The 13,679-nt window shown below is 40.4% G+C and carries 8 protein-coding genes and 1 pseudogene; all 9 read right to left on the bottom strand.

Annotation, left to right across the window (positions count from 1 at the left end; genetic code table 11):
- Positions 1–599: 599 nt before the first annotated feature.
- Positions 600–818: pseudogene (locus V7K89_RS05035) on the bottom strand (IS4 family transposase); the annotation flags it as partial.
- 101 nt (positions 819–919) lie between these two features.
- Positions 920–2,119, bottom strand: coding sequence for a DUF4159 domain-containing protein (locus V7K89_RS05030; protein WP_335184927.1), 1,200 nt, complete (start codon positions 2,117–2,119; stop codon positions 920–922).
- Positions 2,120–2,194: 75 nt separating this feature from the next.
- Complete coding sequence (locus V7K89_RS05025; RefSeq protein WP_335184925.1) at positions 2,195–3,226, bottom strand: phage tail protein; 1,032 nt, start codon at positions 3,224–3,226, stop codon at positions 2,195–2,197.
- Between the two features lie 104 nt (positions 3,227–3,330).
- On the bottom strand, positions 3,331–5,532 hold the full coding sequence (locus V7K89_RS05020; RefSeq protein WP_335184923.1) for a putative baseplate assembly protein: 2,202 nt from the start codon (positions 5,530–5,532) through the stop codon (positions 3,331–3,333).
- Positions 5,529–5,942 (bottom strand): GPW/gp25 family protein, encoded by a 414-nt coding sequence (locus V7K89_RS05015; RefSeq protein WP_335184921.1) that lies wholly within the window; start codon positions 5,940–5,942, stop codon positions 5,529–5,531. Before V7K89_RS05015 ends, V7K89_RS05020 begins: the two co-directional genes overlap by 4 nt.
- Positions 5,943–6,356: 414 nt before the next feature.
- Positions 6,357–6,860: a PAAR domain-containing protein gene (locus V7K89_RS05010; RefSeq protein WP_335184919.1), complete on the bottom strand. Its 504-nt coding sequence runs from the start codon at positions 6,858–6,860 to the stop codon at positions 6,357–6,359.
- 308 nt (positions 6,861–7,168) lie between these two features.
- The gene (locus tag V7K89_RS05005) at positions 7,169–9,004 is read right to left on the bottom strand and encodes a VgrG-related protein (protein WP_335184917.1); all 1,836 of its coding nucleotides are present in this window, start codon (positions 9,002–9,004) and stop codon (positions 7,169–7,171) included.
- A gap of 67 nt (positions 9,005–9,071) precedes the next feature.
- On the bottom strand, positions 9,072–9,683 hold the full coding sequence (locus V7K89_RS05000; RefSeq protein WP_335184915.1) for a CIS tube protein: 612 nt from the start codon (positions 9,681–9,683) through the stop codon (positions 9,072–9,074).
- 38 nt (positions 9,684–9,721) lie between these two features.
- Positions 9,722–13,588 (bottom strand): hypothetical protein, encoded by a 3,867-nt coding sequence (locus tag V7K89_RS04995; RefSeq protein ID WP_335184913.1) that lies wholly within the window; start codon positions 13,586–13,588, stop codon positions 9,722–9,724.
- Positions 13,589–13,679 lie beyond the last annotated feature (91 nt).

The following is a 13,679-nucleotide window of genomic DNA, read 5'->3' as shown; positions in this document are numbered from 1 at the left end:
ACAGTTATTGTCAATAAGCTTCATTTTTTTGAGAGGGTTTTTTACTTCAATCCCTTTACCTGTAACACTTTTACGATTATTGTCGCCCCTTCAAAAAAGTCATCTTATTGACACTATTCTCAATAAAATTAATCTGTTTGACCTTAAATAGTTCTATGACCACCCATAGTTAATAAAAAGTCTAAAGTGTTTGTAGGACGAGAGTTTTAGCCATTTTATAAAAATTCAGGTTTTGGCAAAACTACCTGCAAAAAGCGATTTTTTGAGTATATCTACTCATGCAAAATATGGGCTTATCTATGCATCTCAGAACATCTAAGTTTTAAGCACTGTACAAATTCATGAATGTGTGCATTCAGGATAATCTGTCATTTCAACCTTTTTTAATCATCTTTGTTCGGTAGAAATCACTGAATAAAGATGATTAAAAAACTTGACAATTGAATGCCTAAAATCCACTATTCATATTTTTTTGCCAGCACTGAAATCTTAATAGAAAACAAAATAGGAAATAGTTGACTCTTGTCTGGATAGGTAAAGAGATTTTTATACCCTCCTTTTGAGCTATTCTCTGTGGACTGACGGGGCGACAAAAAAGGCTAAGATGCAGATAAAATAAGCTCCATAGCCCTTAGACCACGTTGATAATACTTGCGCTTGTTCCGATTTATTTTTATTAAATCCGTGACTAAATCTTGATATTTGTTTAGAAAATTAACCCAAGTTTGACCATATAAACCGATATAAAAACTGCTATGCCACCTGACTGTACGTGCATATTCTTTAATACGACCAACATATTTTTGAACACCTTTACGATATGTATTTGAGCGTTAGCTGAACCGTATTGTTTTATATGGCAGCCAAATCTGAATAAAAAGCCGCCAGCCACCAAACGTCTACTCTACTAACTTGGCTTTCACCACTGACCTGAATTATCTTCCTGTTGCAAACCAATTAACTGTCGCCGCTTCCAAGCATAGTGAAGAATATTAATTCCTAATTCCTGAGCTGTACGAATGGTCAATCTGGGTAAACTCAAATCTCTATCCAATCCCCAAGCAGTTGCTAAATCTCCAATTGCTAAAATAATTCCTCCACCAATTAACAGTTTAATCTGTTGTTGATTAACCATTGGTAAAGCAGCAAATAAGAAAGGTTTTGTCCTTAAAGGATGACTGCGTTGCAATTCTTCTAAAGGTCTTAAAGGACTTTCTAACTGTTGTGCCAAGGCTTGAATACTCTCAATTAGAGAACTAGCATTTGTTGGTGCATCAACTAAAAGTACACCACCTAAATTTAAATAATTTCTGAGAGATTCAAATTCGAGACTATTTAAAGAAATTGCTTGTCCACCTGTGAGATAAAGGATGTCATAGTCTTGGATATTTTCTGCTAAAGAAACCTGACCTGGTTCATCAGATCCTCGTAAACTTGGGTATAGGGGTTCTACTGCTTGTAACAAATACGAAAGGCTGAAAAAATTACGCGCACATTCGGGATCGCTATGATTTGCCTGCGCCATACATACAAGTGCTTGGGGACGCATTTGTGCCTGACGGCGATAACGCAAATCAACATTGTTATATCCAGGAAAGAAAGCATCCGCAGGTTGGTTAATGTCAGTATGTCCTGGTTGTAGGAGTATTCGACATATTTCTATTTCTGAACTGGCTGGTGTAGAGTTTATTTGGTCAATTCGATAAGTTTCTTGAACAACATCTCTTTGCTGTCCGCGCCGCAATTCATCAGGATCTACATAGCTAACGACTAAGTAGATCATAAGCGGTTCAGAACTTACTACTTCTAAATCAATAGGAAAATCATAAGAAGTTGGTACAATAATTAGATTACCTGCTAAATCAATTGCAATACCAGGTTGAATTTGCACCCAACGTCCATCTCGATATCTAGCTTCAACTTGGCTTGGAGCAGTGATATCTCGCACGCCTAAACCGCAGACAATTCCTGGTTGATTTAAACTTTGATATTGAGCATTTTGCCGATTACGGTGGTAATCATGGGCTGTGCGCCAGCGTTCCGCATTGATTAGTAACCCGTCTGCGGCTTGCAGGCGTTCAAAAGATTTTATTGGTGGAGGTGGGAAAGGATGGGACATAAGTAATTCAAAATTCAAAATTCAAAATTTAACAAAAGCTCACGCAAAGTCGTAGAGAGCGTCATTACGAATTGTTTAATTAGGGGGATTTTCGACAGATAATTCGTATGTACAAAAAGCAGGTTTTTCTTGTTCTATGATTCTTTGGATCAGTTCTTCGTTGATAATGCCACTAGAAATATTTGAACGTAAACGCACTATAAAATGATACGGTTGTCCACCTGCTAAAACTGCATTTCCTAATTGAGCATCTCCGATAATGAAACTAGGGCCAAAAGGTTCAGTAATACTAATGTGTTTATCAGCTTCATTAGGTAAATCTTCGTCTAACGGTAAACCTGTATAAAGATGCAAGTAAAGACGCAATCCTTTACGAGTTCCCCGCCAGCGATAGAGTTCTACGGCTCGACGAATTAAACGCCGTTGTTGCTGGAGATCCCAAACTGAATCTACTTGCCAAGCAACCCAATGAGCCATAAAGGGTAGTAATGCTTGCGGTGCTGTCAAAGGATCGAGGTTTGCCCACATGACATTGTAACTATCAACTATTGGTTGAAAAGCTTGCTCAAATATTTTCATGAAGCGACCAATAAAATCCACTTCCCGATACAAAATTGGCAAGAACTCCATGTAGGCAGTGTAGGGACGGATATATAAATCAAAATACTCGCTTCTCTCAATTTGTTCGTTGTCAGTGCCTGGGTCTATATGTAGAGTAATTAGGCTGCGAAAATTGAGTGTTAGTTTGTGTTTTTTTCCAGGAGCGATCGCTTCTTGATCTTCAAAAAATGTGTCGGGAATTAAGAAGTAGAAGACAGCATCCATTTGTCCACGAGGCGGTATCTCACTGCCTTCTGTACCAATCTGACACCACTGAGACGGAAAGTTTCCTTCAACGCTTAAGCTTACCTGCAAAGGACGCTGTTCTAAGTTTTGTACTTGCACAATCATCTCGCTGGGATGCCCAGGATGCAAGAGTAAACTACGTCCAGCTAGATCCATGTTTTCCGCATTTGCAAATGCTAAACCTGCCACAGGTAAAGCTTCAGGAATTTGCATTGGGGTTAATTGAATGCGTACAGATGGACTAGAGCGACTTTGAACCATAACTTATCTACCAATTTTAGATTTTAGATTTTGGATTTTGGATTAAAAGTCTTTACCACAAGGCTGTTCCATAAATTTTAGACAATACCAATTACAAACTACTATCAGCGATTAATGATCTGAATATCGTGATTAGAACGCAGATTTGTATCAGCCCAAGAACAGATTAAACCTTCCGATCCTGGGTCAATCAACTGTTCTGGGGATGGTTGTCGTCGCCAATTTTCTCCTTGCTTGCGGATGGGAAACAGCAAGACGGGTCCTAAATGACGCACGCCCGGAGTTTGTTGCAGTAACGCCACAATATCCGATGTATAAACAGGTCGCCCAAATGGCCATCCTTTGCCGTCGATTCCTCCAGTTAGGGGATTTAAATATTTATACAGCGATCGCCTTAAATTCCGGCGAATTTCTTCTCTGGCAAAAGGGTTGTCATAGGCAGGCTCTAAAGCAACTTCTGTCTGTACAGAAACACCTACGTAATTTGGTTCTTCTAATTCTATTTGTACCCCTAATAACCGTCTTTCATCTAAGTAACTTAAAATTTGCTCTTGGAGTGCATTACTGAGGGCAAACTCTTCTGGTGTCATGCCATTGCCTTGAGCGATCGCATCTGTATTAGCATAAGGAACTACCAGTAAACTAATTATACCAGCTTGTCTTTGAGAATTCGCTGGCAAACAGCGAACACGAGCGATCGCACCATTCCCCGCCTGTTGAGTTAAAACTTCAAAATCTTCAGCTGTGACGGCGCGATCGCGGGTGCGAAGGATGCGGGGAGCCTTGATCACAGCCTGTTCCAGCGATTCGGCATCTGCACCATTAATTGCTGGTACATGATTTATCACACTAGTAATATACGGATATGCAGACTTCAAAAACTGGATTGTTCCAGTTTGAACATTGCCTTCTCTACCACCGCCTGTACGATAAGCAATCATTTTAATCTCTGAGTCACGGGGAGGAATTGCGCCGTACTGGTGTTCAGATTGGTTGTTTTCCAGAGTACTAACTTGTACAGATGTGTCGTTTAGTGATGGTTGCTGAATTCGCGATCGCACTTGTGTTTGCTGTTTAAGTTGGCTAGGTTCCCGAATCAGCGGTCCAAATTGGATTGTACCAGTGATCGAATCGATAGTGTAATGAAAGTGATGCGACCTAGAATCAGCAAAATCTCTCACCTCAGTCCACTTCTGAGGCAATCCACCAGCGGGAGTAACTAAGATATATTCATTTTCTCTGCGTTCTAAAATCGGTGCGCTTTGTAATTCAAAAGTCTGTCCGGGTTTACCATCACTGATTCCTAGACGTTCATCTTGAATCAAAGTACTGTGACTAGCCCGTACCGTACCACCCATTGACTGCACTGCTAAACCAGTAATCCTTGGTGGACGATTGTAACCAGATTGATTTGTTTCTGTGACAGTAAAGGTACAGCGTAGCCAGCGACCCCGGTAAGAGGTAAAGTTGGTAACAGGCCAATTTTGCGGTAAATGCAGACGGACATCTGCTCCTTGAGACGGGTTCTCACCCTGTTCAGCGAGTTCGTAAAAACTGAAGCCACGAGTGTCATCATCTGACTCTTGCAATAAAACTGATTGCCAATGTTCTCCGTCCCAGGCTTCCCACTTCCGAGGCGGTTGATTAGGGTTAATACCAGCAGGCGTGGCTGCGGCTCCTTGGAAAGTAATATCTAGAACATTACCATCTAAAGGATCATCAGAAGCGATCGCTAAATAAAAGCAGTTACCAGGCTGGGGTTCCTCTTCAAATATCGATAGTTCACTGCCTGTCCAGAAACCGTTAGATTCGCGAGTCCATGAACTTGTGACTCTTTCTCGCAGAGTTTGGGGAATGTCTTCTGTGGTTTGGGCAGTTAAGAAGTGCTGTATCCGGGGTGTGCCAATAATTAGAGGAGAATCTGTACTAAAGGTAATAGCTTCTGTGGTTTCAGTTTGGATAGTTGAAGCTTCTAATCCTGCCGGAATAGTGTAGGCTTCAGGCAGTGCAGCGCTTAAATAAAAAGTTAATTCCGTGCGGGCTGGGGCGGCCGGCTGGAGACGAATACCCAGTAATTCTAAGAAAGCTACATAATTTTTTCGAGGTACTTGGTTAAATCTGAGCAACATCTGGTCAGTTAACCAAGCAAATAACTCAATTAGCGTAATCCCTGGATCGCTGAGGTTGTGGTCTGTCCATTCTGGACAGTAGCGGGGAATACGCATTATACATTCATCCACCAAATCATCAAAGGCGCGATCATCTAAGTTGGAAGAAGGTAATTGCGGTAAAAAGTCAAAGTTCACGATTCCTCCCCAGCTGAAACCAAATAATAAGGATAAACAAAACTATAAATATCGGGCCCGTCTTTGAGTCGATAATTGATGATGATATCCACTCTGCCACGTACAGGGTCGGGATCGGCGATAACTTCATCGATAATAATGCGTGGTTCCCAAACTTCTAAAGCTTCCAAGACATAAAGACGGATTCGCAGTAGGGTTTCGCTATTCAAGGTTGCAAACGCCAGTTCTGACAAGCGAGATCCAAAGGTAGGTCGATAAACCCGCTCACCTACTCCAGTGCGGAGGATAATCCAAATAGATTCTTTAACTTTTTGATCTTCACGGCTAAGTTGTATCCCACCTTGCACACTTAAATGCAGTGGATAAGCCAAACCCGTCCCTAAATAGTCTCTTTGCCCACCATAAACCATATCTGGTACTTAGACAGCGTTACATGGATATCTTCAAAGATATCGGCACACAAGGTTTAAACCTATTCGCCAAAGGTCGAGGTTAAACAGAAAAGACATAGGGGTAGGAGGTAGGGAGCAGGGGGAGAGAAAAAATGCTTAACTCAAATTTACAGGAGTTTTCATTTACATGAAGTAGCCACGGGTTTGGAGGCAGTTCGAGCTTACGGCAGGAAGTAGAAACTCTTTATATCTGATGCTCCCGTTCTGCATTTTGTACTTCATTTAAAAAGCAAACTGCTGTATTTACTTGAAAAAGTTGTAATATTCGTGAATAAATCTTTGATACTCGCGGACAAGTCTTTTTTACTCGTGGACGCAGTTCAGATTCACTTCTTTATTCTCCCTACACCCTCATCCCCTCCGCCTCTTCAATTAGCCACCAATCAAAACAGTGGGATTACCTTTAGTAATTTTATTCGGTAGTGGCCCTAATGCTTCTATAATAGTATCGCCCATACGACAGGCAGGCAGGTTGTTAATCAGCACTGTCCTGCTACCGTCAATTACAACACCGGGGCCATGTGGTGGTACAGGCGAGGGTGTGGCGCAATTATGAATATCAGCACCTGCCGCAGCAGAACGGATTGCGCTACTCATGGTACTTAATGCTGTTGCCTTTATATTTTGTTCTGCGGCTAGAGCAGCAGGTGCCCCTGGTGTACCAGCCGCTGCCTTCGTAGCAGCCTCAGCCGCTTGGACAGTCGTATTAGAAGATGTTTTGGCAGATAGCAAACCTGCTACTGCTGGTGCAAGCATACCCCGCCACGCAGGTAAAGACCCAATCAACACATTGCGACTACCTGGACCTCCTGTCAATACTGGCGGTAAGGGATGCGCTACATTGTCGGTAATTCTTGCTGCTGCTCTACCTGGCATAACAAACTCCCAATAGTGTTTTTCATTATCAAACTTTAAAAAAAGCCCAATGAGAATAATTCGTAATTGGTAATATTCGCTTTCTCTATGAGACACTACGTGAGTCGCAAGAAGCAAGCTACGTAATTCGTAATTGAATTAGCTTAGAATTTATTTCCAAATAATTCAAGACCACAATTTATAATTTCCTGCGGTGTTTCGCCAAATATTACGAATTACGTTAATGTAGCTTTAGCGAGTATTGATAGCCCTACCGGAATGCAAGCTACGCGCAGCGTCTTGTAGAGAGCGTCATTATGAATTAGTAATTAATTAAGTTTAATTAGCTTGCCTTGAACTGTAATGATGCCTGTGGCTGTAATGTCTATATTTCCTTGTGCATCTAATGACAGATTACCTTTTGATGTCACTGAAACAGATTTAGATCTAAGGCTGTCGTCCATTTTGATTTCATGACCGCCTTTGGTTGTAATCACTATACACTTTTCACTATCATTGAGATAAATTTGGTGACCATATATAGTTTCTAGGCGAATACCTGTTTTACTAGTGTTACCACCTTTAATGCCTTTAGCACCTTTAGCGCCTTTAGCACCTTTACCACTTTTATTACCTTTACCACTTTTATTACCTGATTCATCCTCTTCGACAAACTGTAGAATATGTCCTACACGAGTTTTAAAGGTGCGTAATCTTACGAGACCTTTCGTCGTAACTGAGTCAACCACGTTTTCCGGTGGTGCATCCGTCCCGTTCCATACTCCGCCAATTATGTAGGGACGGTAAATATCGCCATGCTCAAAACCTACTAAGACTTCATCGTTCACCTCTGGTAAACAGTCAAAACCTCTGTTTATTCCTGCTCCCAAAGCTACAACTCTTGCCCAGTCACTTGTATGATCTTCTGTGAGGGTGGGAAACTTGACTTTTACTCTACCCCATCCCTCTGGATCTTCGTTATCAGTTACAATTCCCACTAATAAAGTCTGAGATGGCTGTAGGCGTTTTTGTGTAGATAGAGTTGTGAATAAGTCACCAGAACGTAGTCCCCGGACGCTGAAATCAGTGTAATAAACTCGCTTAGTATAGAAATGGCGTGTTTCTGTAACATAATACTCTCCACTGTAGCGATCGCCCATACCCTTTAGATTAATAATTCGCCCCGGTCGAATCTCAGGATTACCCTCTGCCTTGGCATCTGCATAAACAAATTCTCCTCCTAGTTCATCACACAGAGCCTGAGCCATAGTATCTGCTTGTTTTTTAGTGGCAACAGGTTTATCTACAACAGTCATTTTGTAGGACTTAAGATTGGTAAATGCAGTACTGGTAGTACTTCCTTGATTATTACCTGTTTTACTTAGTTGCTCCTCTTTGTTAGCTGTTCCGGTAATCAATTGTTTCTTGGTATAGTCCCAGGTACGTACTTCCACAGAACTCACTTGTTCAGCACTGGTGACGCGAGTACTAAATTTATTAATATCAACTAGCCATTCTAGTAGTAAAGGTTTTTGAGCTTTTGGTTTTGGTGCACAAAAATTTATTTTGCCATCTGTAACAAATAGTTCAAAACCAATACGGGCTGCCCTTTCCCGCAAAAACTCCATATTAGTTTGGTTTTCTTGGAAGACATACTCATTGACCGGGGTACTTTTCTCTACATTGCCAACTGTTATCCCTACTTCTTTAGCTATTTTTGTGACTATGTTGCCATCAGTTTCTTTCAAAAAAGAACGATTATAACGACCTCTGTGAAGACGATGGGAAATATCATAACCCTGAACAATCATCTCAGCTTCAGATTTTTCATTGAAGTGAACTTCCATCCCTGTAATTTCGCCTTCAATCAGTACTTTTTCTATTTTCTCATCTTGAAAATTCTTATCTTGAGTAGTACTCGAATTAAAACCCAACGTCACTTTTTTCCCAATCTTAAAAAGCGGCTCATGTCGCCAAGGCTGGTTTTGTGGTTGTTTAGATGTAGGATTATAGCTATTATGTATTACTAGCGTAAACATCGCTGGTAAATGAAGGCTTTCTTCTATTGTCATTTGCAACACATCCTCCATTAATTCAGGAGAAGCAGCTTTTCCGTCTATCTGAATTTGAAGATTACTTAAATAAAGGCTTTCTTTAGTAGGCATAATTATTATTTTGCAACCATGAAATGTTCAGAGCAGTTTTTAAGAAAAAATAGTGATAAATTAGTTTTTATCTCCTTCTTGATTTTGGTGAGTTTTGTGACCTTGGTGAGTTTTGTGAATTTTGTCTCCCAGTATTTCCTAGACTATTACTTGGCTGACGATTTGTACCTTGAGATGCAGATTTAATTCCTCCAGGAAGGTTTTTTTGATCTACTTCTTGCAAGGCTATATCTACCAGTGCCCTTACTGGTGTTCCATCACTCAGAAACATATTTAAAGTGTAATTTAGACTCGTGATTACACAATAAAAATACTCTGTTTTCCATGTGAATATGTAAACAGGTGGACGACTGTCAGGCATTTTAGTAATAGCTTCTACACCTTTCTTAATGTTGTCTATATACTTTTTCATCACCGATTCTTTCGTTTCATAAGTATCATAAAGTAACTGTTTCAGTGTGAAACTATAAGGCTCAACACCAGAAAAATTTATCTTGGGGAGTAGAGTAGTTCCTCTATTACCTTGTTTACTTTCCCACCTAACAGTCCGAGCAAAACTAATGTCTGTGGGATTAAACATTAATTCAATATCTGGTGCTTCCTTGTTATAAGCTATAAGTTTGGCTTTCTCAAGTTGCGGTTGAAGCTTTTGAATAACAATAATTGCTGGACTTGGCATCTGAGTATTTCTCCAAAAATTAATTATTGAATGGGAATTTACCAAGGTAATCGACCTGAGTGACCGCCATGACGCTCTCGCTCAATTTCTATCCGTTGCCGTAATCTGCTATAAATTTCACGGGCTAGAGCTTCAAGATCAGCCGTATCATCTTTAGCATCTCCTTTAGAAGATGAATAAGTGTTTTCTATCTTCTGAGTTACTGGTTCTATATCTCTAGATATATCGGGTGGAGTGACCTTTCTATCCTCAGCAAAGCCTTTAGGTGCAGGAAGGTGTTTAGCAAAAATTTGTGGCGATTCGGAAACATGAGAAAATTCATAATTTTGGCTGTTAGATTCCACATCATTAAAGTTGAAGCTAGTGAATTCATCATTATTTCCATTTAGTAAATCTTCCACACTTGACCATTGAGAAGGTGTGTTTGACGATTGGGAAGGTGTATTAGTAGTAGTATTATGATTTGCTTTTCGGAAAATCAGAGGAGGCGATGAGTATTGAGGTGAAGGTTCACCTACATTACTTGTCTCGTTTTGAAGAGGATTAAGCTGTGGAGAATTGAGGATTGAAAGTTTCTGTTTTCCAATATCCAACCCCAAAGAAGAAGGAATTAAAGAATTAGATATCTGAGGTGAGTGAGTTTCAGCGCTTTTTAATTGTAATGAAGTGTCTGAAAAAGAATCGACTTTAGTCGGAGTCTCTAGAGAAGTTTTTTGTTCTGATTCCTTAAAATTGGGTGTCTGTAAACTATTTTGCTCAACTTCAGGTGGTGTGCTTACCTCGTCTTGTGGGGAGGTTGAATTATCTGGGGTATCAACAAAGGTTGATATTTCAGGATTTGTTACCGCAAAGGGAAATTCTGATTCTACTGTTTGTTCATTGTCAATAGTTTTCCTGAAAATACTCGCAGTTTCACCAATCTCAGGTAATGTTGTCGTAAGTGGTGCGATCGCTGTTTCACCAATCTCAGGTGATGTAGCGGTAATTGTTGGTGTTTCACCAATCTCAGGTGATGTTGTCGTAAGTGGTGCGATCGCAGTTTCACCAATCTCAGGTGATGTAGCGCTAACTGGTGTGATCGCAGTTTCACCAATCTCAGGTGATGTAGCGCTAACTGGTGTGATCGCAGTTTCACCAATCTCAGGTGATGTAGCGGTAATTGTTGATGTTTCACCAATCTCAGGTGATGTTGTCGTAAGTGGTGCGATCGCAGTTTCACCAATCTCAGGTGATGTAGCGGTAATTGTTGGTGTTTCACCAATCTCAGGCGATGTTGTCGTAAGTGGTGCGATTGCAGTTTCACCAATCTCAGTTGATGTGGCGCTAACTAGTGCGATTGCAGTTTCACCAATCTCAGGTGATGTTGTCGTAAGTGGTGTGATCGCAGTTTCATCAATCTCAGGCGATGTGGCGTTAACTGGTGTGATCACAGTTTCACCAATCTCAGGTGATGTAGCGGTAATTGATGGTGTTTCACCAATCTCAGGTGATGTTGTCGTAAGTGGTGCGATTGCAGTTTCACCAATCTCAGGTGATGTTGTCGTAAGTGGTGTGATCGCAGTTTCATCAATCTCAGGCGATGTGGCGTTAACTGGTGCGATCGCTGTTTCACCAATCTCAGGTGATGTTGTCGTAAGTGGTGCGATCGCAGTTTCACCAATCTCAGATGATGTGGCGGTAATTGTTGGTGTTTCACCAATCTCAGATGATGTTGTCGTAAGTGGTGCGATCGCTGTTTCATCAATCTCAGGTGATGTAGCGATAATTGTTGGTGTTTCACCAATCTCAGATGATGTGGCGGTAATTGTTGGTGTTTCACCAATCTCAGATGATGTTGTCGTAAGTGGTGCAATCGCTGTTTCACCAATTTCAGGCGATGTGGCGGTAATTGATGGTGTTTCACCAATTTCAGATGATGTTGCGCGAAGTGGTGCGATCGCAGTTTCACCAATCTCAGGTGATGTCGCGGTAATTGATGGTGTTTCACCAATTTCAGATGATGTTGCGCGAAGTGGTGCGATCGCTGTTTTACCAATTTCAGATGATGTTGTGGGAAGTGGTGCGATCCCAGTTTCACCAATCTCAGGTGATGTAGCGATAATTGTTGGTGTTTCACCAATCTCAGATGATGTGGCAGTAATTGTTGGTGTTTCACCAATCTCAGGCGATGTTGTCGTAAGTGGTGCGATCGCTGTTTCACCAATTTCAGGTGATGTAGCGGTAATTGTTGGTGTTTCACCAATCTCAGGTGATATTGTCGTAAGTGGTGCGATCGCTGTTTCACCAATTTCAGGTGATGTAGCGGTAATTGTTGGTGTTTCACCAATCTCAGGCGATGTTGTCGTAAGTGGTGCGATCGCTGTTTCACCAATCTCAGGCGATGTTGTCGTAAGTGGTGCGATCGCTGTTTCACCAATTTCAGGTAGTGCTAAGATGGGCTGACTTTCTGTAAACTCGCTACTACTACTCTCAAGATTGCTGTCACGTTGCAGTGAAGTCACATTTGCTGAGACATCTGAAACATTAACCGCTATAGCAGATTGTGACTCTAAAGTTACTAACTCTTCATTATTCTCAGAGTTTTTGGACAAACTAGGTGTGTCTTCAATCTCGGTTGAGGTAGGTGTTAATTCAACAGGCGCACTGGCTGGAAACTCACTCAGAACACTGGAATCAATTTCTTGTTGTATTGTAATAGGGCTTTTTGCAACTGAAGACTCAGAATTAGATACAGCAACATCCGCCACTACAGTATTTTGATCATTTGCCAAAGGAGGAAATAAACTAGGTGCATCATCAACATCAGGTGAAGTCAGTGCTGACGACAAAGTTAGAGAATTATCAACAATAGGATTATCTCTAACAAAATTATTTCCGGTACTTTCTGATATTAAGTTGGGTTCAATGGCTGTAATTGCCTCAGAATTACTATTTGTATGTGGTGATTCTTCTGACTGCAATGGAGAGGTTACACTTGATGGCACCTCTTTTGCTTGGATTAAATTGGTTTGGGAAGCAGTGGTTTTATTATCAACTATAGAAGCAGTTTGAGATGTTTCAATATCCTGTTCTGATGGTGTTGGGCTGACTGGGATATCTGAAATATTAACTACTTGTGATGCTTCAGGGATTACTTGATTAGTCAAGTTGCTATCCGAGGTTAATATTTCCTCCACATTATTATCTAAAGGAAATTCTCTAGGTGAATTTTCGACTAATTCATTTGTATTATTCTCTAATCCAATCTTTTTTTGTAAAGGTAAAATGCTTTCTGTTAAAGAGGAATTTGCACTAGGCACACTAGATGTTACCTCAGAATTTCCTTGCACATCATTGTCAGCAATATTATTTAATAAACTCAATTCTTCTTCAACAATAGGCGAAGCTAGTGCTGTTGTGCTAGGGATTGTACTACTAACATAATCACTATTGTTTGTAGTATTGCCTGAAGCAATATCCTGTTTTAAAATGGGGATTTCCGAATTACCCTCAACAGACAGAGGCTCATCTGATGCTAATAAGCTATCTTCCTTACGATTAACAGTAATGTTGTTTTCATTAAAAGATTGCTCAACATTTTTAGCCGCAGATGATTTAGTAGGCTTTTTAGTTATAGATTTTGATTTTGTTTTTGATGGCTGTTGAGATTTATTTGTTTTTTTTGATTTAGCTTTACTTTGAATATTTGGTTTTTGTGAGATATTATTACTCGTCTTTTTATCAATGCGAGTTGGCATTATCTCTGGAATACTATCTTTTACTGATTCTCTACTATTAATATTACTATTTTCTAGTGGAGTGATTGAATCAGAAGAATCAAACTCAAGCAATGGAAACTCACTATTTATATCCTGAGTATCCCAACCTATTAATGGTTGTATCGATGGTTCCTGTTCACGAGACAAGAAAAATTTAGAGGATGTGACTAATGGTGGTTTAGTTTGTATAGTACTAATAAAATTACTTCGTGAATGCAGAGAATGAGACTCTTTTCGC

Source organism: Nostoc sp. (assembly GCF_036917515.1).
Classification (GTDB): Bacteria; Cyanobacteriota; Cyanobacteriia; order Cyanobacteriales; family Nostocaceae; genus Nostoc.
Note: the sequence above shows the minus strand (reverse complement) of the source record. Positions and strands in the feature narration are given on the sequence as shown.

Excerpts from the sequence above, each read along its gene's own strand:
- V7K89_RS05010 (WP_335184919.1), bottom strand. The coding sequence starts at position 6,860 with ATGCCAGGTAGAGCAGCAGCAAGAATTACCGACAATGTAGCGCATCCC.
- V7K89_RS05030 (WP_335184927.1), bottom strand. The coding sequence starts at position 2,119 with ATGTCCCATCCTTTCCCACCTCCACCAATAAAATCTTTTGAACGCCTG.
- V7K89_RS05000 (WP_335184915.1), bottom strand. The coding sequence starts at position 9,683 with ATGCCAAGTCCAGCAATTATTGTTATTCAAAAGCTTCAACCGCAACTT.
- V7K89_RS05015 (WP_335184921.1), bottom strand. The coding sequence starts at position 5,942 with ATGGTTTATGGTGGGCAAAGAGACTATTTAGGGACGGGTTTGGCTTAT.
- V7K89_RS05005 (WP_335184917.1), bottom strand. The coding sequence starts at position 9,004 with ATGCCTACTAAAGAAAGCCTTTATTTAAGTAATCTTCAAATTCAGATA.
- V7K89_RS05025 (WP_335184925.1), bottom strand. The coding sequence starts at position 3,226 with ATGGTTCAAAGTCGCTCTAGTCCATCTGTACGCATTCAATTAACCCCA.